This is a genomic window from Variovorax sp. LARHSF232, assembly GCF_052871435.1.
Window position 1 is genome coordinate 46,639 of record NZ_JBIXJS010000015.1, and the last position, 24,236, is coordinate 70,874.

Here is a 24,236-nt window from a genome sequence, read left to right on the forward strand (position 1 = left end):
GTCCATGACCTTGCCTGTGATACGAGGCACCTGCGAAGCGCGATGGGCCGGCCAGCACCTGCTGCTGCTGCCCGAGCGTGCCTTGTACTGGCCGGGCGGCGGCGTGCTGTTCGTGGCCGACCTGCACCTGGGCAAGGCCGCCACCTTCCGCGCGCTGGGCCAGCCGGTGCCCGGCGGCACCACCGCCGAGAACCTGTCGCGGCTGGCTGTGCTGCTGGCGCGCCATGCGGTGCGACGCCTGGTGCTGCTGGGCGACTTCCTGCACGCGGCGCAGGCGCGCACGCCGGCACTGATGGCCGCGCTGGACGCGTGGCGCGAGCGCCATGCCGACCTCGCCTGTACCCTGGTTCGCGGCAACCACGACAGCCGCGCGGGCGATCCGCCGGCCGCACTTGGCTTCGACATCGTCGAGGAGCCCTGGCTCATCGGACCCTTTGCCTGCTGCCATCACCCGCAGCGCCACGCCACGCATTTCGTGCTGGCCGGCCACCTGCATCCGGCCTGCAGCCTGCATGGGCGGGGCCGCGATAGCGTGCGCCTGCCTTGCTTCGTGCAGGAGGAGGGCCAGGCGATCCTGCCGGCCTTCGGCGAATTCACCGGCGGCTTGTACATGGAGCCGCTGCCGGGGCGGCGCTTCTACGGCATCGGCGGCGACACGGTGTGGGCCCTGCCCGGAGGCTAGATCACCACCGGCGCATCGGGCAACTCGTTGCTGTCCGGCTCGCCTCGACCCAGGGGGAAGTGCTGCACCAGCAGCGCCGACACTTCGCCCAGCGCCTGCGTCAATCCGTCCTCGAAGCGGCCTTCGTGAAAGGCCGCGCCCATGCGGCGCGCCATCGCGGCCCATTCCTCGTCGCTGACCTTGGCGTCGATGCCGCGATCGGCCACGATCTCGATCGCGTGCTCGGCCAATAGCAGGTAGATCAGCACGCCGTTGTTGTTCTCGGTGTCCCACACGCGCAGCTTGCTGAACATGGCAATCGCCCGTTCGCGCGGCGTGGCGTCGCGCCGCAGGTAGGACAGCGGCAGGCCGGCCTCGACGCAGATGCGCACCTCGCCGCTGTGGCGCCGCTCGCTGGCGGCCACGCGTTGCGTCAGGCGCTCGAACACCTCGGGCGGCAGCACGCGCCGCACCTCGGCCTCGTCGATCCAGCGGTGGCGCCACATGCGCGCGAGGCGTGCGAAGAAGGATGTGTGCATGACTACCAGTCTCCCGAGGCGCCGCCGCCGCCGAAGTCGCCCCCGCCGCCCGAACTGAAGCCGCCTCCGCCTCCACCACCGCCGCCGTAGCCGCCTGCGCCATAGCCACCGCCGAGGCCGCCACCAAGGCCGCCGAGCCCGCCGCGCCCGCCGTGGTTGCGTCCCAGGGTTGGCAGGCCGATGAAGGCGCTGGAGAAGATGGTGAACAGCAGCGCCACCAGGCCCGCCAGTGCGGCCACCACCAGGCTGGCGGTGATGAAGAAGGCGACGGCGCCGGTGACCGCGCCGGTCGCCACCGCGCCCAGCTTGTTGCCGAAGAACATGCGCAGCACGCGGCTTGCCACCAGCACGCCGAAGAACAGGAAGATGCCCAGCGTGCCCCAGTCGAAGTCGGTGCCGCCGCCGGCAAAGCCGGCCGGGCCGCGCTCGCGCTTCACTTCGGGCAGGGTCTCACCGCGGATCAGCGCGCCGAGCTGGTCCACCGCCGCGTTCAGGCCGCCGGCAAAGTCGTTCTGCCGAAAGCGCGGCTTCATCGCGTTGTCGATGATGCGCGCGGCCATGATGTCGGGAATCGCGCCTTCCAGCGTCTTGGCGACCTCGATGCGCATCTTGCGATCGTCCTTGGCGACGATCACCAGCACGCCGTCGCCCACCGCCTTGCGCCCGATCTTCCAGTCGTTGGCCACGCGGTTGGCATAGCTGGCGATGTCCTCGGGCTGGGTGCTGCCCAGCATCAGCACCACTACCTGCGAGCCCTTCTCGGTCTCGATGGCGGCCAGCTTGGCCTCCAGCGCCTGCTTCTGCTGGATGTCGAGGGTGGCGGTCTGATCGATCACCCGCGCCGCGAGCGCAGGCACGGCCTGCAGGCCCTGGGCCATGGCCGGCGCGGCCCACAGGGCCAGCAGCGCGACGACCATCTGGACGACGGCCGCCAGTGCGCGCGCGATGCGGGCCTCCAGCGCCATGAAAGGGGCTGCGCCGATTACTTCTTCGGCGCGCCGAAATCGACCGTGGGCGGTGCGGAGATCTGCGTTTCGTTCTGCACGCTGAAGGTGGGCTTGGCCTGGTAGCTGAAGACCATGGCGGTCAGGTTGGTCGGGAAGCTGCGCGCCAGCACGTTGTATTCCTGCACGGTCTGGATGTAGCGGTTGCGCGCCACGGTGATGCGGTTCTCGGTGCCTTCCAGCGTGACGCGCAGGTCGCGGAAGCCCTGGTTGGCCTGCAGCTCCGGATAGCGCTCAGCCACCACCATCAGGCGCGACAGCGCACCCGACAGCTCGCCCTGGGCCTGCTGGAACTTGTTGAAGGCCTCGGGGTTGTTGAGGGTCTCGGGCGTCACCTGGATCGAGGTCGCCTTGGCGCGCGCCTCGACCACCTTGGTCAGCGTCTCCTGCTCGAAGTTGGCCTGCCCCTTCACGGTGGCCACGATGTTGGGCACCAGATCTGCACGCCGCTGGTACTGGTTGAGCACCTCGCTCCAGGCCGACTTGGTGGCCTCGTCGAGACGCTGGAAGTCGTTGTAGCCACAGCCCGTCAGCGACAAGGTCAGCGACAAGGCCACCGCGATCATCACAATCCAACGCTTCATCTTGTTTGCCCCTTGCTAGGAAGGGCGAGACGGTAGCATAGAACGCATGGCGCTCGACCCACTCCAAGCCCTGCAGGCGGCGCAGCGTCCACTGCCGCCGGCAGCCGCCGGACCGGGCGACACCCTGCTCATCGCCGGCGCCACCGGCGCGCTGGGCAACGAGCTGGTACGGCGCCTGGCCGGCACGCACCGCTATGCCCACACCCGGGTGCTGGCGCGTGAGCCCATGCAGGACGGCCTGCGCGGCATCGAAACGGTGCTGCTGCCGCCCGGCAGCGACGCATTGTCAATGCAGCACTGGCCCCGCATCCAGGCCGACGTTGCGCTGGTGTGCTTTGACCCGCCGCGCCTTTATCACGACCGCGAACGCGCCCTGTGGACGCCCATGCCCGAGCAGCTGCCGCAGCTGGCGCGCTGGCTGCGCGCCTGTGGCGTGCGCACCCTGGCGGTGGTGCAGCCGCATGCGCAGGGACGCCTGCCGGAGGCGCTCAAGCGCGGCCTGGCCAGCATGGACGAGCAGTCGGTGGCCGACTTGGGCTTCGAGCGCCTGCTGCTGGTGCGCTCGGCCCAGAAGCCGGTCGATGCGAAGACGGGCAGCGCCCCCCAGCGCCTGGCCACCTGGATGCTGTCCGTCGCCCGTTTCATGGTGCCGGCCAGCGAGCAGCCGGTGCGCGCCGCCGTGGTGGCGCAGTTCGTCGACGCGGCGCTGCGCCTGGCGCCGCGCGGCACCCACGTGGCCGCGCCGGAGCTGGTGTGGCAGGCCGCGCAGGGCCAGGCCGAGCCGGTGGTGCGTGCCTGGTTGCGCGGCAGCACGCCGGCGCAGCCGTGAGGGCGCACGGCCAAGGCAAAATCGGAGCCATGGCCAAAACCCGACCCCGCAGCGAACTTGGCGGCAGCGCCGACGATGTAGAAGCCGCGTTCTACGAAGCCTTGCAGCATGGCGACGTGGAGGCGCTGATGGCCTGCTGGGCCGACGACGAAGAGGTGTTCTGCGTGCACCCCGGCGGCCCGCGGCTGGTGGGCGCCGAAGCCATCCGCACCGCCTTCGAGCAGATGTTTGCCAACGGCGCCATCCATGCCACGCCGGCGCGCGTGCGCAAGGTGGAGGCGCTGGGCAGCTCGGTGCACAACGTGCTCGAGCGCATCGAGGTGCTCACGGCCGAAGGCCCCAAGCTGGCCTTCGTGCTGGCGACCAACGTCTATCTCAAGACCGCGCAGGGCTGGCGCATGGTGGCGCACCATGCCAGTCCGGGCACAGTGCAGGAACCGGCTGACAGCCATGACGCGCCGCAAGTGCTTCACTAGAGGCCATGGAGTATTTCGCACCCTGCTGGCTGCCTGGCGGCAATCTGCAGACCATCTGGTCGGCGCTGTATGCGCGCCGCTTCGTCGAGGGAGCGGCGGCGCCGCAGTACCAGCGTGAGCGCTGGAACACGCCGGACGGCGACTTCATCGATGTCGACTTCCAGGATGCGCACGCCGCCGCAGCGCCGCGGCCCCTCCTGGTGCTGTTCCATGGCCTGGAAGGCTCCTCGCGCAGCCACTATGCGCAGGCTTTCGCCGCCTTTGCCGCGCAGCAGGGCATGGCCTACGCCGTGCCGCACTTTCGCGGCTGCAGCGGCGAGCTGAACCTGGCGCCGCGCGCCTACCACTCGGGCGACTATGAGGAAATCGGCTGGATTCTCGGCCGGCTGCGCGAGCGCCACGACGCCGCCGGCGGCGGCCCGATGCTGGCCGTCGGCGTGTCGCTGGGCGGCAATGCGCTGTTGCGCTGGGCCGAGGAGGCCGGCAGCGAAGCGGCGCGCACGGCCAGCGCGGTGGCCGCGGTCTGCGCGCCGGTGGACCTCGCGGCCGGCGGCATGGCGATCGGCCAGGGCTTCAACCGGCTGGTCTACACGCGCATGTTCCTCCACACCATGAAGCCCAAGGCACTGGCCAAGCTGGCGCAGCACCCGGGCCTGTTCGACCGCGACCGGCTGATCCAGGCGCGCGACCTTTACACCTTCGACAATATCTTCACCGCCCCGCTGCACGGCTTTCGGGACACCGACGACTATTGGCGGCGCGGTTCGGCCAAGCCGCACCTGCATGCCATCCGGATTCCGGCGCTGGTGATGAACGCGCGCAACGACCCCTTCGTGCCGGTTTCGAGCCTGCCGCGCCAGGAAGACGTGGGCCACCACGTCACCCTGTGGCAACCCGAACACGGCGGCCACGTCGGCTTTGCGTCGGGCCCGCCGCCCGGCCATGTGACGAGCATGCCGCAGTCCGTCGGCGGCTGGCTGGCCCAACACGCCTGAGACGCCGCGAGGCACAATAGTTTATGGACGAGATCGTCAAGCAGGCGCTTGCCAAATGGCCCAACGTGCCGCACTGCTACGGCTGGCTGGGGCTGGACGCGCGCGGCAACTGGTACATGCGGGACGACCGCACGCAGGCCACCGGCCCATTCGCCACGGCAAAGGGTTCGCTGCTGCGGCATGACAAGCTGATCGACTTCATCCACCGCAACTACGAGCATGACGCGGCGGGGCAGTGGTTCTTCCAGAACGGGCCGCAGCGCGTCTATGTGGAGCTGGAGGCCACGCCCTGGATCTGGCGTCTTGGCGACGGCGGGCTGCAGGTCAGCGCGCACACCGGCGCGCCGGTGCAGGTTGCCGCCTGCCTGGTGGACGAGGAAGGGCGGGTCTACCTGCACACCTCGCTCGGCCTGGGGCTGGTTCACACCCAGGACGTGGGCGCCGCCGCCGACGCCATCGAGCAGGGCCGCTGGATGCCCGAGCAGGTGCTGGCGCAGGAGCTGCCGGCGTGCTATGGCTACGTGACGAGTCCGCAGGCCGCGCACTCGGCCCAGACGGCCGGTTCGCCGGCGTCCTGAGGCGCGCACTTCAAAAACAAAAGCCGGCGCGAGGCCGGCTTTTTGCTGGTGGGTGCGGGCGAAGGCCTACTTGGCGGCCGTCTCGGCAGCCGGGGCTGCCGCCGCCGGACGGTCCGGCACCGGGAACTTGGCGCCGCCGGAGTTGGCCAGGTAGACCACCGCACGGCCGATCTCCACGTCTTCGAAGTCGCCGCCGCCCTGGGCCGGCATCGCGCCCTTGCCCTTGAGCGCATGCTCCAGCAGGGTGGCGTAGCCCTGGCCGATGCGCGGGCCCCAAGCGGCCGCTTCGCCCAGATGCGGCGCACCGGGAATGCCTGGGCTTCCGTGGCAGGCCACGCACTGGGCCTTGAACACCGCCTCGCCATTGGCCAGCTCGCGGTTGGCATCGCGGATTTCCACCGTGCCGACACGCTTGAGGCGCTGGGCAATGTCGCGGTCGCGGGCTTCCTGCGACACGCCGTACAGGCTCATGCTTTCGCCGCTGGCCGAGCTCGACGGCTGGTAGGCCGACACCACGTAGGCCACCAGCCCGACGATGATGAGGATGGGAGCAACGAAGGAGAAGAAGACCGCGAGCAACAGCTGCTTGGGGTTCTTGATGGGGCCGGTGTGGGCTTCTTCGGTGTGCGCGACGTCGCTCATGGAGTCCTCAAGTTATTCGATCGGGGGGTGTCTCGGAGGGGGGACCTGGAATCAACCGCGGATTATAGGAGGGGGCCATGCTCACCGGCTGGCCCAGCCGCCTCCCAGCGCCTTGTACAGCGCCACCTGGTTCTGCAATTGCGTCAGCCGCGTCTGCGTGGCCGCCAGCTGGGCCGTGAACAGCGAGCGCTGCGCGTCCTGCAGGTCGAGCGCATTGGCCACGCCATTGCGGTAGCGCAGGGCCGACAGGTTGAAGCGCACCTGTTCCGCCGCCGCCTGCTTGCGCAATGCATTGAGCTGGTCGTTCAAGGTGGCGCGGCCGGCCAGGGCGTCGGCCACTTCACGGAACGCCGTCTGAATCGACTTCTCGTACTGCGCCACCGCGATGTCGCGGTTCGCCCAGGCCGAATCGAGCCGCGAACGGTTGGCGCCGGCGTCGAAGATCGGCAGCACCAGGGCCGGCGCGAAGGACCAGGCCTTGGAGCCGCTCTCGAACAGCCCAGACAGCTCGTTGCTGGCCGTGCCGTAGCCGGCGGTGAGCGTGATGCGCGGGAAGAAATTGGCACGCGCCGCGCCGATGTTGGCGTTGGCCGCCATCAGCTGCTGCTCGGCCGACCGGATGTCCGGCCGCTGGGTCAACAGTTCGGAGGGCAGGCCGGCCGGCACATCCGACATGGGCGCCACCGCGTCGAGCGCGCCGATGGCGGTCGCCTTGACCGATTCCGGCGGCACCGGCGCGCCGAGCAGCAGGGCCAGTGCGTTCTCGTTCTCCATCCGCACGCGCTGCTGCTGCGCATAGGTGGCGCGCGCGCTTTCGGCCAGCGACTCGGCCAGGCGCAGGTCGATCTCGGAGACCACGCCGTTGTCGAAGCGCAGCTGGGTCAGCTTCAGGCCCTCTTCGCGGGTGGCCAAGGTCTGGCGCGTGATCTCCAGCGACTCCTCGTCGGCGATCACGGCCAGCCAGCCGCTCGCCACCGACGCGACCAGGCTGATCTGCACCGCCTTGCGCGATTCCTCGGTGGCGAGGAACTGCGCCAGCGAGGCTTCCTTCAGGCTCTGGATGCGGCCGAAAAAGTCGAGCTCCCAGGCCGAGATGCCCAGGTTGACGTAGTCGCTCTCGCTGACGCCGGTGCCCAGCAGCGAGGGCCGCTGCCGCGTGCCGCCGGCATTCAGGTTGAGGTTGGGAAACTGCGCCGAGCGGGTGATGCGGAACTGCGCCCGCGCCGCCTCGATGTTGGCCACCGCCACCCGCAGGTCGCGGTTGTTTTCCAGCGCCGTATTGATCAGGCCGACCAGGCGCGGATCGGTGAAGTAGTCCTGCCAGGCGATCTGCGCCGTGGCCGGCTGCCCCGCGATCTGCGCCGGGTTGTTCGGGAAGTACTGCGGCACCGGCGCTTCGGGGCGCTCGTACTTGGGCGCCATCGAGCAGCCGGCCAGCAGCACAGCGGCGGCAAGGGTCGTGACGCGCGCCAACTGATTCTTCTTTTTGTCAACCATGGGGGGTTTCCTCAATGCCAGCCGCATCGGCATGGCGCTTGTCCGCATCGTGCTGGCGCTCGCTGCCCTTGAACAGGCTGCGCACCACCACGAAGAACACCGGAACGAAGATCACGGCCAGCGCGGTGCCGGTCACCATGCCGCCCAGCACGCCGGTGCCGATGGCGCGGCGGCTGGCCGAGCCGGCGCCGGTGCTGATGAACAGCGGCACCACGCCCAGGCCGAAGGCCAGCGAGGTCATGATGATCGGGCGGAACCGCAGGTGGGCGGCTGCCAGCGCGGCCTCGACCACGCCGCGGCCCTGCGCCTGCAGGTCCTTGGCAAACTCGATGATCAGAATCGCGTTCTTCGCCGACAGGCCGATGATGGTGATCAGGCCCACCTGGAAGTACACGTCCGCGTCGTAGCCGCGCAGCAGGGTGCCCAGGATCACGCCCAGCACGCCCAGCGGCACCACCAGGATCACCGACAGCGGAATGCTCCAGCTCTCGTACAGCGCGGCCAGGCACAGGAACACCGCCAGGATGGCAAAGCCGTACAGCACGGTGGCCTGCGAGCCGGCGATCTTTTCTTCGCGCGACTGGCCGGTCCACTCGTAGCCGAAGCCCTTGGGCAGCTGCTGAGCCAGCTTTTCCATCTCGGCGATGGCGTCGCCCGTGCTGTAGCCGGGCTTGGCCTCGGCGCTGATGCGCATCGCCGGGTAGCCGTTGTAGCGCACCGTCTGCTGCGCACCGGTCACCCAGTGCGTGGTGGCAAAGGCCGACAGCGGCACCGGCTCGCCCTTGGCGTTGCTGGCGTTGATGCGCAGCAGGTCGGTGGGCTGCATGCGCGCCGGCGCATCAGCCTGGATCACCACCCGCTGCAGGCGGCCGCTGCTCGGGAAGTCGTTGGCATAGGCCGAGCCGAGCGCGGTCGACAGCGCGCTGTTGATGGCATCGAAGCCCACGCCCAGCGCATTGGCCTTGTCGCGGTCGATGTCGATCTGCAGCTGCGGTGCGTCTTCCAGGCCGTCGGGGCGCACCGAGGTGAGCACCGGGCTCTTGCTGGCCATGCCCAAGAGCTGATTGCGTGCCGCCACCAGCGCCTCGTGGCCGTTGCCGGCGCGATCCTGCAGGCGAAAGCTCACGCCGCTGGAGGTGCCCAGTTCAGGAATCGGCGGCGGGCTCAAGGGGTAAATGAAGGCGTCGCGCACGCTCATCAGCGCGCCGAAGGCGCGGCCGGCCACGGCGCCGGCCGAGTGCTGCTCGCCTTCGCGCTCGGACCAGTCCTTCAGCGTGACGAAGGCGAGGCCCGCGTTCTGGCCCTGGCCGGAGAAGCTGAAGCCCAGCACGCCCACGATGCTCTGCACCTCGGGCTGCTTGAGCATGAAGCCTTCCACGTCCTTCATCACCGACAGGGTGCGTTCCTGCGTCGCCCCCGGGGGCAGCTGCACGTTCACGATGATGTAACCCTGGTCTTCCTGCGGCAGGAAGGAATGCGCCAGCCGGCCGTAGAAGAAGTAGAGCGCGCCGATGATGGCCAGGTAGATGAACAGGTAGCGCCCGGCACGCTTCAGGATGCGCGCCACCACGCCCTCGTAGCCCTTGGCGGTGCGCGCGAAGCTGCGGTTGAACCAGCCGAAGAAGCCCTTCTTCTCATGGTGACCGGGGTCGACCGGCTTGAGCAGGGTCGCGCACAGCGCCGGCGTGAGCGACAGCGCCATGAAGGCCGAGAAGAAGATCGAGGCCACCATCACCACCGAGAACTGGCGGTAGATGTTGCCGGTGGCGCCGCTGAAGAAGGCCAGCGGCACGAACACCGAGATCAGCACCACCGTCACGCCGATCACGGCGCCGGAGATCTGCTGCATGGCCTTGCGCGTGGCCGCCAATGGCGGCAGCCCTTCCTCGGCCATGATGCGCTCGACGTTTTCCACCACCACGATGGCGTCGTCCACCACGATGCCGATCACCAGCACCATGCCGAACATGGTCAGCACGTTGATCGAGTAGCCCAGGCCCAGCAGCACGCCGAAAGTGCCCAAAAGGGCGATCGGCACCACGATGGTCGGAATGAGGGTGTAGCGCCAGTTCTGCAGGAACAGGAACATCACCAGGAACACCAGGATCACCGCCTCGAACAGCGTGGTCGCCACTTCCTCGATGGAGATCTTGACGAAGCGCGAGGTGTCGTAGGGAATGCTGTAGCTCATCCCCTCGGGGAAGAAGCCGGTGAGCTCTTCCATCTTGGCGCGCACCTGCTTGGCTGCGTCCAGCGCATTGCCATTGGGCGACAGCTGAACGCCGATGCCCACCGCCTGCTGGCCGTTCAGGCGCGCCGAGGTGGCATAGCTCTGGCCGCCCATTTCGACCCGCGCCACGTCCTTCAGGCGCACGGTGGAGCCGTCGGGGTTGGCGCGCAGCACGATCTCGCGGAACTGCTCCACGGTGTTGAGCTGCCCCTTCACCACCACGGTGGCGGCGATGCCCTGGCCCGCCACGTTGGGCAGGTCGCCGATGGTGCCCGAGGCCACCTGCGCGTTCTGCGCGCGGATGGCGGCGGTCACGTCGGCGGTCGACAGGTCGTAGCCCTGCAGCTTGGCCGGATCGATCCAGATGCGCATCGCGTGTTCGCTGCCGAACAGCTGCACCTGGCCGATGCCGGGCAGGCGTTGCAGTTCGGGCACCACGTTGCGCGCCGCGTAGTCGCCCAGCTCTTCCGCCGTCACCTTGGGGTCGGAGGAAGAAAGCATGGTGAACAGCAGGAAGGAGGTGCTGGCTTTTTCAACCCGCACGCCCTGCTGCGTGACGACCGATGGCAGGCGCGGCGTGGCGCGCGACAGGCGGTTTTGCACATCCACCTGCGCCAGGTCGGCGTCGGTGCCGGCTTCGAAGCTCAGCGTGATGCTGCCGGTGCCGTCGGCTTGCGCCACCGACTCCATGTAGATCATGCCGCTCGCCCCGTTCATTTCGCGCTCGATCACCGACAGCACGCTTTCCTCCAGCGTCTGGGCCGATGCGCCTGGATAGGCGGCGGAAATCTGGATGGTGGGCGGTGCCACCGGCGGGTACTGGGCGATCGGCAACTGCGTCATGGCGACGCCGCCGATCACGATGACGAACAGCGCGATCACCCAGGCGAAGATCGGTCTGTCGATGAAAAACTTGGCCATTCAATGCGCCTTTCTGTTTCTTTTCTTGCGCGGGCTCAGGACTTCTTGGCCGCGTCGGCGTCGCCGGCCGGCGCATTGCCGGCGGGTTGAGCGGGCTGGGCGGCGGGTGCGCCTTCGGCCTTCCACGGCACCGGCTTGACCGGGGTGCCCGGCGGCAGCATCTGCAGCTTCTGGAAGCCGTCGACCATCACCTGGTCGCCGGTCTTCAGGCCTTCGCTGATGATCCATTTGTTGTTGCTGGCGCCGTCGACCTTGACCTTGCGCGTGCTGACCTTGCCGTCTTCGCCCACCACCATCAGCGAGTCGCCTTGCTGGGTGCGGGTCACGGCTTGCTGCGGCACGGTGATCGCGGTGGTCTGTGCCTGCTCCAGGCGCACCCGCACATACAGGCCGGGCAGCAGCGTGCCGTTCGGGTTGGGCACTTCGGCGCGCAGGGTGATCTGGCCAGTGGTCGGGTCGACCGAGAGATCGGAGAACAGCAGCTTGCCGGGTTGCGCGTACTCGCTGCCATCTTCCAGCGCCAGGCGCACGCTGGCCGCTTCGGGGCCGCTGCTGCGCTTGAGCAGGCCTGCCTCCAGCGCGCGGCGCAGCTTGAGCACGTCGCCGGCCGACTGGGTGAAATTGACGTAGATCGGGTTGATCTGCTGGATCACCGCGAGCTCGGTCGCTTCGTTCTGGCCGACCAGGGCGCCTTCGGTCACCAGCGCGCGGCCGATGCGCCCGGAGATCGGCGCCGTCACCGAGGCGTAGCCCAGGTTGATGCGCGCCGTCGTCAACGCGGCGCGGGCCACGCCCACGTCGGCCTCGGCCGCCTTCCACGAGGCCACCGCGTTGGCGTACTCCTGCTTGCTCACCGCGTTGGCCTCGACCAGCGGCTTGTAGCGCTCGGCCAGCGCCTTGGTCTGGACCACGTTGGCTTCGGCGCGCGCCAGGCTGGCTTCGGCACTCAGCTGGGCGGCTCTGTAAGGGGCCGGGTCGATGCGAAACAGCGGCTGGCCCGCCTTCACGTCACTGCCTTCGCGGAACAGCCGCTCCTGCAGGATGCCGGCCGCGCGGGCACGCACCTGCGACACGCGCGAGGCCTCGAGCCGGCCCGGCAGTTCGACCTGAAGGCCGACTTCGCCGGGCGTGGCCACCACCACGCCAACTTCGGGCAGGGGCATCTTGCCGCCGCCGGCCTCCGCGGCGGGCGCCTCGCCCTTGCCGCAGGCGACCAGGGTCATCAGGGCCAGGGCGCCAGCAGCCAGGCGCGCTGGAAACGGAAATCGGCGATTGACTTCATGCAGATCAGGCATGCGAATCCTTTGAAAGGGACGACTGAAAAATGGGTGTGGGCCTGGGTGCCCACCGCGACCGGGCGGTATAGGGTTTCTACGGGGTCGCCGAGAAGCCGGCTAGTTTACATACATTCGTGGATGTATAGTTGCGACTTCCCCAAGAAAACATAGGACATTCTCTTCAAGAGGCAAACAGCATGGCCCGTCGCACCAAGGAAGAGGCCCAGGCCACGCGCGAGCGACTGCTGGATGCCGCCGAAATGCTGTTCCAGGCACAGGGCGTTTCGAGAACCACCCTGCAACAGATCGCCCAGGCAGCCGATGCCACCCGCGGCGCGGTGTACTGGCATTTCAAGGACAAGGCCGATCTGTTCAACGCCATGATGGACCGGGTCACCCTGCCGTTGGAGGCCGCCAACCGAGCCGACCTCGCAGCCGCCGGCGACCGGCCGCTGGCGGCCATGGAGCGCTCGCTGCTGGACGCCCTGCGCGTGATCGCCACCGACCCGCAGGTGCGCCGCGTGTTCGACATCGCCACCCGCAAGATCGAATACACCGACGAGATGGATTCGGTGCGCCGGCGACACCTGGCCTCGCGCCAGGCCTTCCTGGCCGGTTTCGAACAGGCGCTGCGCGACGCCACCCGCATCGACGGCCGCAAGCTGCCCATCCCGGTCGGCACGGCGGCGCTGGGCCTGCATGGGCTGGTGGTCGGCCTGATCGAGGACTGGCTGCTCGACCCGGCGGCCTTTGACCTGGTGACGACGGGAAAGCGGGTCTTTCATGTCTATCTTTCGGGACTCGGATTCGAGTGGAAAAGCCTGGCCGCGCCCATTGCCGGCGGCGCGCTGGAGGACGAAGCTGTCTGATCGGCGATAATCATGGTTTGGCGTGGCAGCGCTGCGTCCAAGATCTCTCTCGCTGTATTTCAACGGATAGAATTCGGCCCTCCGAAGGCTGAGATCCAGGTTCGATTCCTGGCGGCGGGACCAGAACATCACTTCATACGGTCTCAAACTAGCTCAAAACCCGCATGCTTCCTAGCATTGCGGGTTTTTTGTTGCCTCACGCAGTCGCGCTACGTAGCATGAGATACCGTCAAATTGGCGGTACCTCTGACGGTATGCTAACTCCCGTCAGGGCCTGCATACCGTCACATGGGGACAGCGATGGCACTCGGAGACACGTTCGTTCGACAAGTTAAACACAGTGGCAAGCCCAGCGGGGACAAGTACACCGACGGAGGTGGCATGTACTTGCTGGTCAGCGCTGCCGGCAAGTACTGGAGGATGGACTATCGCCTCGACGGCAAGCGCCGGACCTTGGCCCTGGGCGTCTACCCTGATGTTTCGCTAGCCAAGGCTCGTCAGCGGCGCGAAAAAGCGCGAGAACAGCTGGCAGACGGGATTGATCCCGGCGTTGCCAAGCGTGAGGAAAAGCAGGCTAAAACCGACGCTGCGGCGAACACCTTCGAGGCGGTGTCGCGCGACTGGCTTGCCAAGACGGCGAACAAGCGCGCAGCGGTCACGCAGGCCAAGGTAACGACTTGGCTTGAGAAGGACGTGTTCCCGTTCATCGGCAACCTGCCCATATCGACCATCCGAGCTAAGGACGTACTCGACAAAGTAGCTCGCCGCATGGAAGCGCGTGGCATCCACGAAAGCGCCCACCGCATCGTGCAGATCTGTTCGCAGGTGTTCCGCTATGCGGTGGCGGTCGGTCTTGTTGAGCGCGACGTTACGGTTGACCTCCGCGGCGCACTGGTATCGGTCGACAAGACCAACTATCCAGCCATCACAGACCCGAAGCGGGTTGGTCAGCTCATGCGCGCTATCCGCGCCTACGAAGGGCATCCGACTGTACGGGCTGCACTGCAGTTGTCGCCGTTGGTATTCGTGCGCCCCGGCGAACTGCGGGCCGCAGAGTGGAGCGAGATGGACCTGGACGCGGGCGAGTGGCGTATTCCTGGTCCCCGAATGAAGATGAAGGTTGAGCACCTTGTGCCACTCTCACAGCAGGCCGTGACAATCCTGCGGGAGCTGCAACCAATAAGCGGGCACGGTCGGTACGTGTTCCCCAGCATCCGCACTGGAGAGCGCTGCATGAGCGAGAACACCGTCAATGCGGCGCTGCGAGGGATGGGTTACGCCAAGGAAGTGATGACCGCCCACGGCTTTAGGGCAATGGCTCGGACGATCATGGATGAGGTATTGGGCGAGCGCCCCGACTTGATCGAACACCAACTCGCTCACACTGTGAAAGATCCAAACGGGCGGGCCTACAACCGCACCGCGCACCTGCAAGCGCGCAGAGCAATGATGCAGCGCTGGGCGGACTACCTAGACGAACTGGCCCAAGGCGCCAAAGTCATTCCGTTCAAGGCGCCATGATCTCTCCCGGCGGCGCAGTTCGTATGCGCTCACGCACCAGGTCCAACTCGGCATCTCGCTTTTTTTTTGTGAGAGAGCAGCCTCGGCGTCACTCTGGCCTTCGGCGAACCGGGCGTAGAACGCAGATTTTTTGAACTGTTGCCGAGAGAGAAGGCTGTGCGGGTCATGGATGCGCACGTCAGGCGCGTATGCGTATAGAGCCGACGGTGGTGCAAGCGCTGGTACGCGCTCTGTGTCTACGGCCGGGATTGGTCTATCGACAAACCTTGCAAGGGCAAGCGTAAGGCTGCCCCTAGGTGGTGATCATCAGGAACTAGAGGTCACTTTGGCGGCGTTGCTGAGCGGTAGCGGTCCGGATCGTCGATCCAGACTTGGAGCGCTTCGCTGCGCCAAGCCGAGGTCCTGCCCCCGAGGTGGACTGGGGCAGGGAAGCGTCCCTCCGAGATGCGGCGGTACAGCGTGGATCGGCTTAGTGCTGTGATGCGCACCACGTCGCGCAGGCGATAGAAGGCAGGTGGTGCCTTTGAGGGGTCGGGCTTGGGCATTGTCTGATGGAAGAGCACGACACATCCTAGTGAGCAAACGTCGAAAGGATGGGGCCAGATTGAGCTCGCACAAACCCAGGAGGACGCGCCTCAGCGCACTCAGTACAAGCCTGCGCACGTGCTGAATTCCCAACTGTCTGGGGCGACGAAACTGAGGAAACGGCACAGAGCGCGATGCCCATCGGTTCCAGCCGACTTCGTTTTCGGTAGGCAAGCGCTGATGCCGTGAATGGCACGGCTGGGATGGCCCTAAGACCACTCTGGGCTGCGGTCCTTCGCTTCCGCGCTCTACGACGACACTCATGCTGCACGGCCGTTTGGCAACGGGAACGTTGGCGGAAATCAAGGCGAGAGACGGCGGGCTTGGGCACAGGAACTACCGCTCAGAACACGGCCTCCCCAGCCGCCCACAAGTTGACCGAAGTTCGCTTGTTGTTCGGAAACTCGGACCCTTGATTCTGTATCGCCCGGTGATCCGGGTAATCGTGATCGGAGGGAATTGGGTCGGTCGGATAGGAAGATGATCTGTCGGAGATCGCCTCACTTTCTGGCCCTGTTACAAACTAGTCGCCGGGCCGTCAATCCTTGGGGCGAGGGGCGCCGCTCGGGGGCGGATTGGGACAATCGCCGGGGAGGCCTGCTGGGCGACGAAGTCGAGCCGCGGCGCGAAATCATCGAGGACAACGTGCTGCGCTGAAGCAAAGACGGTCGAGAGCGCCGTTGTGTAGGGCGACCCATAACGTGAGAATTTGAGACCCATAAGACGAGAAGCCGATGGGCCTCGCTTGTTCAGCCTGCAGCAGGTCAAGTCGCTGTTCGCCCGTCGCAGGTCTGGAAGCAGTCCTCGAGCTCCAGCCGGTCTTCGTCCGATTGGTCCAGCTGCTTGGTGTCGTGCTCAGACGACGGTTCTGGCGGCCTAAAGCCAGCGGAGTGCGGCTCCAGCCTAACGGGTCAACTTCACGTCAATCTCGAGGATGCCAGTTCTCGTCGTGCCGACGTCGAGACGCTCGAGGTTGTCCGTTGAGAAGTCGAGCCACCTTTTGTACGCGGCCCCGGGATAGTTGAACAGCACCTTGCTGCCAGGAGAACCGACGACGATTCGAGCAAGCGCGAGGTCGTTGGGGTGCCCATGCTTGTTCCCGTTCGTGGAGATGACGTAGGCTTCCGTCGGAAATGCCTTCAAGAAATCCGCGGTCACGTTGGCCGCGCTTCCATGGTGGGGCAGCTTCAGTACCTCAACGCTGCGCGGCAGCCCGCCATCGAGGAGTGCCGCCGTTTCCAAGAGCACGTTTGCGTGCGCGTCCGCGGCCAAGAGTAAAGACGCTCCGCCGAAGCTGAACAGGAATGCGATGGAGCTCCCATTCGCGATGGAGTGGTCCTCGTCACACGTTGTCTGCAAGATCGCGTCGACATCAATGGCCGGCAAGACGCCTCCGCCCATGCGTTCGAGGCCGGGCGGAGTCTCACTATGGGGTTCTGCAACCGGAGGCTCTTCTTCCTCTTCGTGTTGCATGGCGTTCGCTGCCCAGGCCTCCCGAAGGGCACGCAACGAGTCCACCGTGGGAGACAGCAGCGTGATGCTTGCACCGAGAGGTAGCGGTATGGGCTGGTTCACCTTTGATGCATTCACCACGACGTCGGCACCACCGAAGGCGCGATTCCAGGGAAGTTGCAGTGCCTTGTCAGCAAGCATCTCCTCTAGCTTGTCGCCCTGCTTGAATCCCAGTCCTTCGAGTCCGGCACCTTCCTTTTCCACCGCGCCGTTGAACCAAATGTCTTTGATGCGGCGCCGCAGGCGCGTGTCTTTCAGCAGCCGGATCGCGCCCACGATGTGGTCATCGTCGATATGGCTTACGACGAGCAGATCAATCTGCGCGTCGGGCCAGCTCTTCAACAGACTCTTGAGCGCCGGCGTGGTCTCGCCAGCAACGCCACCATCAATGACAACGACGTGCTGCTGTTTCGGGTCGTCGCCATACTCGATGACCAGGCAATCGCCATGTCCTGCCTGAAGCGTGTGCAGGCGCAGAAACCTGTCTTGAGTCATGGGGCGTTTCGACCGACATCAAAAACGCAGAATGGCTGATGCCGATCAACCCGCACACTCAGGTTGCGAACGTAGTCGGCAGCACCATTGAGCCGTGGTCGATCTACATGGTCGGCGCCGACAAGGTGGTTCAGGATGGCGATGCTGCTCGACAGCATGCGCAGGCCAAAACGGTACATCGGAGGGCCTCGCCGTACCGATTCAAGTACCGAGTGGAGTGCGAGTTCCCAGGCTTGATCGCGCGTATAGCCTGGGACTTGCTCCCTGCATGACTCGGCCCCCTGCAGGATGAGGTTTGCCAGGAGGATGTGGCCATCCGGCAAGGCGGGAAAGTGCGTCGCCAGGTTGTAGAGCCAGCGCCCCCAGTCGTGGTGCCACATGCGATAGCCAGCGTGGGTGAGCACATAGCCACCAGCAGCCGCTGCATATGGGTTCATGAACTTCTCGTAGAGGGCTCGCTCTGCCTGCCGAAGAAGCGACATGGAAGAGGCAAGGTCTCCCGTTTGCATGAACTGCAGGAACGCACTGAACCTTGGATCGTCGACGTTGACTACGATGCCCAGCCCTCGATGCTCTGTCGATGTGTGGCTGGGAGCGTACTGGACGGTCAACCGAGCGGAGTCATCGGTCAGCGTTCGCCACTTGGCTGGCAAGCAGGCCACCTGGAGCGGCAAAGGCTCATTGGCCGCTTCGAACGACAGGGCGAAGTACCTGTCGTCCTGCTCTGCGAGGTAATGCCGTCTAGCAGATGCCGGCGCCTTCCATTGCGCGCGAAGCTCGTCTCTAGTTCCATACAGCTTGGTGGGCTTCACAGCTTGGACTTGGCCGACCAGTGCGCTGTCGAAATACACGCGATCACCCAGCTTTGGTGCAAGCCTGAACTTGCCCGCGGAACTCTGAAGCTTGGCGATGCCGCGGTTCCCTTGTCGTTCGCTCACCACCCGACTGGCGAATGGCTCAAGAAAGCTGCTGAGATTTTGCGGTGGCGCCCGCCCGACCCCACTCTTAGTCGGCTCGAACTTGACCGTTGACCAGCGACTACGGTCGGAGCTTTCAGAGGGCCCGCGCACAAGGTCGACTACCGGAGATGGCCTCGCTGCAGAGTACGCATGGACGACGACGTCCCGATATTCGAATCGTTCCTCTGGCCTCGCGACCTTCAGTTTCAGCCTGCCGGTCGTTTGGCCCTGGGTCGGTTCAACCTCTACGCGTTCTGCGAGCGTCTCGCCGGTGGGCAAGCGAACATACAGCATGCCTGGCCCAGCGGGGACCTCGATGCCGCGCCTCAGCGCTTGTCGGTTGTTCAACTCAAGGACGATGCCTTTGACAGGCAAGACGTAGTCACGGCCGTCCCCCTTAAAGGGGATGAAGTCGGCCACCCCGATGTCGGGGAGCGGCTCTTCGGGCTCGCGAATCTTGTCGAAGTCGAGAACGAGTTCGGTGCTCATTGGTCGCCTCCGCAGGGGATCGAGATGACCCGGTACTGAGGCACGATGTCCTCATTGTGTGAGAACTGCTTGGGATTCGCGGCGTCGCCAGCGAAGAACGAACGCTTGCCGGCCTGCACGCTGATATGCCAAGGCTTCGCAGAGGGCACTGCTCGGTACTGTGGGCAGTCCGTCTGAAGTTGCAAGCCGGCCAACTTGGCTAAAGGCTTGGTGCGCACGGTTACGGGCACCGAGGGAATGCCGAGGATTGTGTGCAAGTCGAAGTCCGCGGACAAATTGCCGAAGGCCACTCGTTGCAGCTTCTTGTCATATTCACGGCTCACGAGCCAGTCCAACCCCGTGCGTAGAGACGCGGTTCCTACGACCCACTCCTCGTCATCGTTCTGCTGTGCTCCAGCGCCCTTCATGGACGTAAGGAGCGAAGACATGAAGACAGAGGGCTTGTCATCGACGCCATAGGCGCTGGCGCCGAGTTCGGTTGCGAACAGCTCTGCCCGCTGGTGGTTTCCTTCGTTGGAGTTCGGCCTTGGCGTCAACAGTTCTGGTGGTGTGGGGGTCTTGTACCGGCGTCGCAGCTCTGGAGGTGTGCTACGACATGCATCCATCAGGAAGAGCTGCTTTGAGGCTTTGGCAGAGGTGCATGCATCGGCGAACGCTGCTGGGTCGAAGCTGCCCAAGAAGGGGCTTTGCTCTTCCTTGCCAAAGTCTTGTGCAAGCAGTGTTGTGGTGTTGCCAAGCACCACGCCGTGCCCACAGAAATAGAACATCGCCACATTGCCGCTGTGCCGGTCGCAGTCTTGATACCAGTCCGCGACCGCCTTCCGGATGCTCTTGATGTCGGGCTCGTCCCAACCGTGAGTGGCTAAGCCTTTGACGGGACTGCTTGCAAGAACACGAAGACTGCGGAGGGGTGAGCCCGGACGGTTAAGACCGACACGTAGCCAGTCAGCAAAGGCTTCGACTGAGTGGTACGGCGAGGTGAGCTGCTCAATGTCTCCAGCGTGTGGGAACTGGGTTTTCGACTTGCCGCCCTTGAGGTGCGGATAGCGTCCGACACCGATCAGCAATGCGTGCACACCGACCTTGGTGCGGTCCGCGTCTGATGTTAGTAGAGTCAAACCTAACCTTTTGTTGATATTCGCCGATGGGCCATTTATGAGTCTACCTACAGATGCGCCAGGCAGCTTGGGCGCGCCGAAGGCGAGTTCCGACGCATTGATGTATGCATTCGGCCGAGAATGGAACTGCCGATGTCGCCTCTCGTCACGGGCAGGCCCCAGCGACGAGGGTGCATCGCGGGCCGAGTGACTGCTACCAGCGTTGACGCCGTCAGAACTGCTGGCGTTCAAGGCCTGCGTCTCAGCATGTTGACGTACTGGAATTTTCATCAACGGCTGCTTGACGGCACCCTGGTTCGGCTCGACCTGCAGGATGCGCAGATGGAAGATTTGTACGTGTGGGCCGTCATACCGAACCGTCGGTTTGTCCCGCCGCGTGTGCAGCTCTTTGTGGACGCCTTGGAGCCTGCACTCACGGGAGGGGGCCATCGAGCTCCTGCGACCTAGTCGGCCGACGACGACTCGCCCCTAACTGACTGCCGCGATCACCTTTCGCATGGATGCGCTGCTCGACACCGAGGCCTGCCGATTCTTCTCGCCAAAGGAGATGCATCCGCTTTTGGGACGCTTCGAGAGGTTGCTTGCACAGCTCGTGCGTGCTCATCAGGACGTGCGGGCCTACGTCGCGGAGCCGACAGCCGTGTTCGCTGCTGCACATCAGTTCCCCATCGTCCACTTGGTGGCGTTGTGGAAGGATGAGGGGTGGCACCTGTTCAGAGGCGACCGTCGGATTTACCAGCGCAGGGACGGACATCGGACCGTTGACGAAGCTGGTGGCAGCTCTCCCGGCATGCAGCCAATCCTTCGCTTAGAGGTAGTCGAAGACCCCATGCTCACGGCGGTGTTCGACCAAGACCTCATGGTCAAATCTCAAATGCGCGGCGTTTCGTTTGAGGAGCTCGACGAGTTCAAGGCCTATAGCGTGGCTCACACGCTGGCCAAGAAGCCTGCCGTGCTGTTCAGCGCTCCGCTGGCCATGCTCCTCGTGCCAAGTGCCCGACACTTCTCATCCCAGCGTTTCACGCTGTATCAGCACATATTCGGCGATGGGCACGAGTATCCCGACGATGGGCTGTTCTACATCGGAATGACGGCGCGTGACTGGAAGACGCGATGGGCGGAACACCTTCGCGCCATTAACAAGGGGTCCCAGCTCATCTTCCACCGCGAGTACAGAAGCCGAATTGCCCGCCAGAGGCTCACGTATGTGCACCACAAGGTGATGGGCGTCGCACCTACACTTGAGCGGCTCCAGGAGCTGGAAGAGGCCATCGTTCGTGGCCATTGGGAAGACGCTCGACGCCTGAACATGATCCCTGGTGGAAAGGCTGGCTTGGACTACATGCGTGCCCACGGCATGTTGTCGACGGGCCCGCTCGCGACGCCTGAGGGTGCGGAGCAGATGCTGCGAAGCTGGCTGCGGGAGAATCCTCGCAAAGGCTTGCCTGCCCCTTGGATTTCAGAGCTATGGAAGACCGATGAGTACGCGCTGAGCGTCATCTGCGGCCCCGAAGGTCGGCTCTCGGTTGACCAAGTAAGGATCATTCGGGAGCTGGCGCGCCGCGGCGACAGATTCGAGGCGATCTGCGCCGAGGTCGGCGCCCTAAACGTTCAACAGGTTCGTCGTGTTGTTCAGGGGCTCACATACGGGCGGGTTGTGTGAGGTGGCCTGCAGGTGAAAACTGCGGCGGTGCTGACGCACTCCGGGCAGGGCTCCGGCGTGCTCTGATGGTCTCCAGCGCCTGCTTTAGCTTCTCGATGTCGGCGGCGACCTCCGCTGCCTTGGGCGGTACGAACCCTCCAGCGGACGACTTGTCGTGACCGGCGATGATGTCTTTCGCCTTGTCATAAACCTCCACGATGGGAGCGCACTCCTGCGGGGTTAGACCAGTGGTGTTGGAGATATTTGGCACACGGACGTAATCGTTGTAGCGCTGCAGCACGCCGGCAAAGACAACCTCTTCGACACCACGCTCGACCACCTCGCGCAGCTGGTTGTAAATGTGGCGTGAGCGCTCGCCACACTGCTCGTTGTCGAGATTCACCTCGTCCTTGGCAAAGGCTCGAGCTAGGCCCTCAAGCTTGTCAAGCCTGTCCCTCGTTCCCAGATGCCGCCACGGCAGCCCTTCGTTGACCTTACCCGCCGCCCTTTGGCTGTAGGTCAGATGCTGGAACAGGCTCGGTACCTCCTGTGCTTTCGCTATGGCGATGAGTTCGGCAAGGAAGACGGTGTCGTGGGTGAACACGACGGTCTGGCGGACCTTCGCCTCCTCGACTAGCCGCCGCGCGACGCGCTGCCGGCGTTGATGGTCCAAAGACGACACTGGATCGTCGAAGACTGCCGCACCACGGTGCTGAGCAACGCTCAGCTCTGCAAAGAACGAGCCGATGGCGATGACGCGCTGCTCTCCCTCGCTCAGGATTTCTTCGGGTCGCTGCCCCCCCGGCAGATCGAGAAGCAACTTTAGCTTGGGCCGTCCCTTCTCGTTTCGAGCCTTCAGCGAGGTCTGCAGGTGCGACACCCCGAGCATCTCGAACTCTTTCGCCAGAGCCTCGCACAGTTGGCGAGTAACAGCCGACTCGGCCAGTTGTCCGGCCTTGTCCGATACTGGCTTAGTCTTGAGGTCCTCGAGGCACGCTGACAGCCGGTAGTGAACCCGTTTCGCCTTCGTGAGGTCGTAGAGGGCGTCGCGGCGTTGCGAGAGGGCCTGTCTAGCCGTCAGCTCATCCCTCTCTTTCTGCAACGCTTCTCGGGAGAGCCCCGGTTCCGCCTCTCGATGAGTTCGAGCTTGATTCGTCACGTCAGCTGCTATGCGCCGAGCGGCCGCTGCGGGTCGGGCGTTCACAGTCGGCGCTGAGCCAGTCCAGTCATGAGTCTGCGTGCCGGCTTCCAGCACCCATGCGCGGCGGCCTTCCAACTCGGCCTCGTACCGTTGCTTTTCGGCGGTCCAACCTCCGGCCTGTCCTTCGATGTAGGCAACCGTGGTCTCGTCCAAGTGAGCCGCGACCGTCGCGCGCCGGACTTTGCTGAAGGTTTCCTCATGCAGATGCCGCTGGTCGTCCGCGCGCGCGCTGGCGTCCTGAGCAACGTGGGTGGCGAAGCGCCGCATCCGCGATGCAGCATCTTCCCCGAGCGTCGTTTGGCACAGAGCGCATGGAGCGCCTGCTTCAGTGGAGTGACCGTGGGAGGCAATGAACGCCTGCGCCGCCGTGAAGAGCTGGCGCCAAGCGCCCTCGCCAGTCCCAGCCAGGAGGCCTTCGCTCCCGCGAAGCTGTTCCGCAGCCAAGGCCTCAGTCTGCAGCGCTCCCTGAAGACTCTGATCTACTTCGCGAAGGGCGGCCAATGCTTCGTCGGTGAGGCCCTCCCCCAGACCTTCCAATGACGTTGCTATGGTGGTAATTCGCGTCGCAAGTTCCTCCAGTTCTCGAGCCTTGTCTGCCGGCGACTTCTCAGCAAGTGCCGCCGCAACCGCTGTCAGTCGAGCCGTGTTCTCCTCGCTGAATTGCAGTTCCTGCTCAAGGGTCTCATCCCTTGTCCAGTTTGAGAGGCCGCGAAGGAATGCGCCGACCGCCGTGGAGCCATTCTTCAGATCATCGAACGCCGTGTCCGCCGTGTTGATGCCGTGCAGCTCGTCTCGGACGGCACGCTCAAGTCGTGGAAACACCACTCGAGCTAGGTCCGCCACGATGTCTAACCCGTAGGGCGCGAAGATGAGCTCGCCCTCCTGGTTGGTGTAGGCCCTGGCGCAACGTGTGTCTAGGATGGCGACAGAGGCCAGTTCGTCCGGGGCTGCCTCTCTCGCTTTCCACGGTATGTCCACACTTATCCCATCGCCACGGCTGACCGTGAAGATGGCTTCTGGTATCTCCTTCAGGTGGTCTTTGTTCTCGGCGTTGGGGAGCACGGGTTCGTCCTTCAGCCGCGCCCGACAAGCGTTCTTGATAACCCGTGAGTAGCCAGATTTGCCGGCCCCGTTCTCTCCGAAGACAACTGTCATCCCCTTCGGCAGAAATACGAGGCGCTGGTCATCGGCAAGCCTGTTGACGTGTTTCAGCGAATGGAGCGCCTCGAGAACAATGGGGGTGCCAGCTCCGCCGGATGCCGGTAGGTGCTCTGCTGCGAGAGGCACAGCCTTGGGAACTGCCTCGAGCGGCACGCCCTTCGTTGACTTCAGCATGAGCAGGAGGTCGGAGTAGTCACCGTCATCAAGGGTGACCTTCTGGAATAGGCGTCGCACAGCATCGCTTTGCCAGTCCTTCAGCTCCTTCGCCGACCATACCAACATGTCGTCCAGTAACGCCATAGCCTTCCTCTTCCTGCGCTTCGCGAGTAGTTCCAATCAGTATTCTGGCCGAGCTGCGGGAGACCAGTCCCTCGGGAGTAAGACTCAGTCCACAAGAATGCCGATGACGCCACCCCGAACGAGCAGAACCGAGGGAGGCCCGAGTTGAAGC

At 65.1% G+C, this 24,236-nt stretch carries 21 protein-coding genes and 1 tRNA gene; 10 read left to right on the forward strand and 12 right to left on the reverse strand.

What is annotated here, in order from left to right; genetic code table 11:
* Positions 1-10 precede the first annotated feature (10 nt).
* Complete coding sequence (pdeM, locus tag ACIPRI_RS25435) at positions 11-682, forward strand: ligase-associated DNA damage response endonuclease PdeM (protein WP_446624292.1); 672 nt, start codon at positions 11-13, stop codon at positions 680-682.
* Here pdeM and ACIPRI_RS25440 read toward each other — a convergent pair.
* From ACIPRI_RS25440 to ACIPRI_RS25450, 3 genes are read right to left on the reverse strand one after another with little or no spacing between them, the layout of a single operon-like run.
* Positions 679-1,200: a TPM domain-containing protein gene (locus ACIPRI_RS25440; protein WP_446624293.1), complete on the reverse strand. Its 522-nt coding sequence runs from the start codon at positions 1,198-1,200 to the stop codon at positions 679-681. The two genes, pdeM and ACIPRI_RS25440, sit on opposite strands and share 4 nt — an antisense overlap.
* Positions 1,201-1,202: 2 nt before the next feature.
* Positions 1,203-2,165, reverse strand: coding sequence for a TPM domain-containing protein (locus ACIPRI_RS25445; protein WP_446624294.1), 963 nt, complete (start codon positions 2,163-2,165; stop codon positions 1,203-1,205).
* Positions 2,166-2,182: 17 nt separating this feature from the next.
* Positions 2,183-2,788, reverse strand: a complete 606-nt coding sequence (locus ACIPRI_RS25450; RefSeq protein WP_446624295.1) for a LemA family protein — start codon at positions 2,786-2,788, stop codon at positions 2,183-2,185.
* A gap of 46 nt (positions 2,789-2,834) precedes the next feature.
* Between ACIPRI_RS25450 and ACIPRI_RS25455 the strand changes: the two genes are divergently transcribed.
* From ACIPRI_RS25455 to ACIPRI_RS25470, 4 genes are read left to right on the forward strand one after another with little or no spacing between them, the layout of a single operon-like run.
* The gene (locus tag ACIPRI_RS25455; protein WP_446624296.1) at positions 2,835-3,617 is read left to right on the forward strand and encodes a hypothetical protein; all 783 of its coding nucleotides are present in this window, start codon (positions 2,835-2,837) and stop codon (positions 3,615-3,617) included.
* Between the two features lie 29 nt (positions 3,618-3,646).
* Positions 3,647-4,093, forward strand: a complete 447-nt coding sequence (locus ACIPRI_RS25460) for a YybH family protein (RefSeq protein WP_446624297.1) — start codon at positions 3,647-3,649, stop codon at positions 4,091-4,093.
* Positions 4,094-4,098: 5 nt separating this feature from the next.
* Positions 4,099-5,088: a YheT family hydrolase gene (locus ACIPRI_RS25465; RefSeq protein WP_446624298.1), complete on the forward strand. Its 990-nt coding sequence runs from the start codon at positions 4,099-4,101 to the stop codon at positions 5,086-5,088.
* A 23-nt stretch (positions 5,089-5,111) separates the two neighbouring features.
* Positions 5,112-5,666, forward strand: coding sequence for a DUF2946 family protein (locus ACIPRI_RS25470; RefSeq protein ID WP_446624299.1), 555 nt, complete (start codon positions 5,112-5,114; stop codon positions 5,664-5,666).
* 66 nt (positions 5,667-5,732) lie between these two features.
* On the opposite strand, the gene ACIPRI_RS25475 is transcribed toward ACIPRI_RS25470, so the two are convergent.
* The 4 genes from ACIPRI_RS25475 to ACIPRI_RS25490 form a co-directional block, all read right to left on the reverse strand.
* Positions 5,733-6,308, reverse strand: coding sequence for a c-type cytochrome (locus ACIPRI_RS25475; RefSeq protein ID WP_446624300.1), 576 nt, complete (start codon positions 6,306-6,308; stop codon positions 5,733-5,735).
* Positions 6,309-6,389: 81 nt separating this feature from the next.
* Positions 6,390-7,805 carry an efflux transporter outer membrane subunit gene (locus ACIPRI_RS25480; RefSeq protein WP_446624301.1) on the reverse strand — a complete coding sequence of 472 codons (1,416 nt, stop codon included), beginning with the start codon at positions 7,803-7,805 and terminating at the stop codon, positions 6,390-6,392.
* Positions 7,798-10,956: an efflux RND transporter permease subunit gene (locus ACIPRI_RS25485; protein ID WP_446624302.1), complete on the reverse strand. Its 3,159-nt coding sequence runs from the start codon at positions 10,954-10,956 to the stop codon at positions 7,798-7,800. Before ACIPRI_RS25485 ends, ACIPRI_RS25480 begins: the two co-directional genes overlap by 8 nt.
* A 35-nt stretch (positions 10,957-10,991) precedes the next feature.
* On the reverse strand, positions 10,992-12,251 hold the full coding sequence (locus ACIPRI_RS25490) for an efflux RND transporter periplasmic adaptor subunit (protein WP_446624303.1): 1,260 nt from the start codon (positions 12,249-12,251) through the stop codon (positions 10,992-10,994).
* A gap of 179 nt (positions 12,252-12,430) precedes the next feature.
* Here ACIPRI_RS25490 and ACIPRI_RS25495 point away from each other — a divergent pair, with 179 nt between their 5' ends.
* The 3 genes from ACIPRI_RS25495 (at position 12,431) to ACIPRI_RS25505 (ending at position 14,623) form a co-directional block, all read left to right on the forward strand.
* Positions 12,431-13,102: a TetR family transcriptional regulator gene (locus ACIPRI_RS25495; protein WP_446624304.1), complete on the forward strand. Its 672-nt coding sequence runs from the start codon at positions 12,431-12,433 to the stop codon at positions 13,100-13,102.
* 48 nt (positions 13,103-13,150) lie between these two features.
* Positions 13,151-13,225, forward strand: a tRNA-Arg gene (locus ACIPRI_RS25500).
* Between the two features lie 177 nt (positions 13,226-13,402).
* Entirely contained in the window at positions 13,403-14,623 is a 1,221-nt protein-coding gene (locus ACIPRI_RS25505; RefSeq protein WP_446624305.1) for a tyrosine-type recombinase/integrase, read from the forward strand.
* Positions 14,624-14,943: 320 nt separating this feature from the next.
* On the opposite strand, the gene ACIPRI_RS25510 is transcribed toward ACIPRI_RS25505, so the two are convergent.
* The 4 genes from ACIPRI_RS25510 to ACIPRI_RS25525 form a co-directional block, all read right to left on the reverse strand.
* Positions 14,944-15,168, reverse strand: coding sequence for a helix-turn-helix transcriptional regulator (locus ACIPRI_RS25510; protein ID WP_446624306.1), 225 nt, complete (start codon positions 15,166-15,168; stop codon positions 14,944-14,946).
* Positions 15,169-16,111: 943 nt separating this feature from the next.
* Positions 16,112-17,215: a ComEC/Rec2 family competence protein gene (locus ACIPRI_RS25515; RefSeq protein WP_446624307.1), complete on the reverse strand. Its 1,104-nt coding sequence runs from the start codon at positions 17,213-17,215 to the stop codon at positions 16,112-16,114.
* Positions 17,212-18,663 (reverse strand): hypothetical protein, encoded by a 1,452-nt coding sequence (locus ACIPRI_RS25520; RefSeq protein ID WP_446624308.1) that lies wholly within the window; start codon positions 18,661-18,663, stop codon positions 17,212-17,214. Before ACIPRI_RS25520 ends, ACIPRI_RS25515 begins: the two co-directional genes overlap by 4 nt.
* Complete coding sequence (locus tag ACIPRI_RS25525; protein ID WP_446624309.1) at positions 18,660-20,051, reverse strand: caspase family protein; 1,392 nt, start codon at positions 20,049-20,051, stop codon at positions 18,660-18,662. The genes ACIPRI_RS25520 and ACIPRI_RS25525 overlap by 4 nt, the downstream gene beginning before the upstream one ends.
* Between ACIPRI_RS25525 and ACIPRI_RS25530 the strand changes: the two genes are divergently transcribed.
* On the forward strand, positions 19,968-20,228 hold the full coding sequence (locus ACIPRI_RS25530) for a LysR substrate-binding domain-containing protein (RefSeq protein ID WP_446624310.1): 261 nt from the start codon (positions 19,968-19,970) through the stop codon (positions 20,226-20,228). The two genes, ACIPRI_RS25525 and ACIPRI_RS25530, sit on opposite strands and share 84 nt — an antisense overlap.
* Positions 20,229-20,277: 49 nt before the next feature.
* Complete coding sequence (locus ACIPRI_RS25535; protein WP_446624311.1) at positions 20,278-21,444, forward strand: hypothetical protein; 1,167 nt, start codon at positions 20,278-20,280, stop codon at positions 21,442-21,444.
* Here ACIPRI_RS25535 and ACIPRI_RS25540 read toward each other — a convergent pair.
* Complete coding sequence (locus tag ACIPRI_RS25540; RefSeq protein WP_446624312.1) at positions 21,422-24,085, reverse strand: AAA family ATPase; 2,664 nt, start codon at positions 24,083-24,085, stop codon at positions 21,422-21,424. The genes ACIPRI_RS25535 and ACIPRI_RS25540 overlap by 23 nt on opposite strands.
* Positions 24,086-24,236 lie beyond the last annotated feature (151 nt).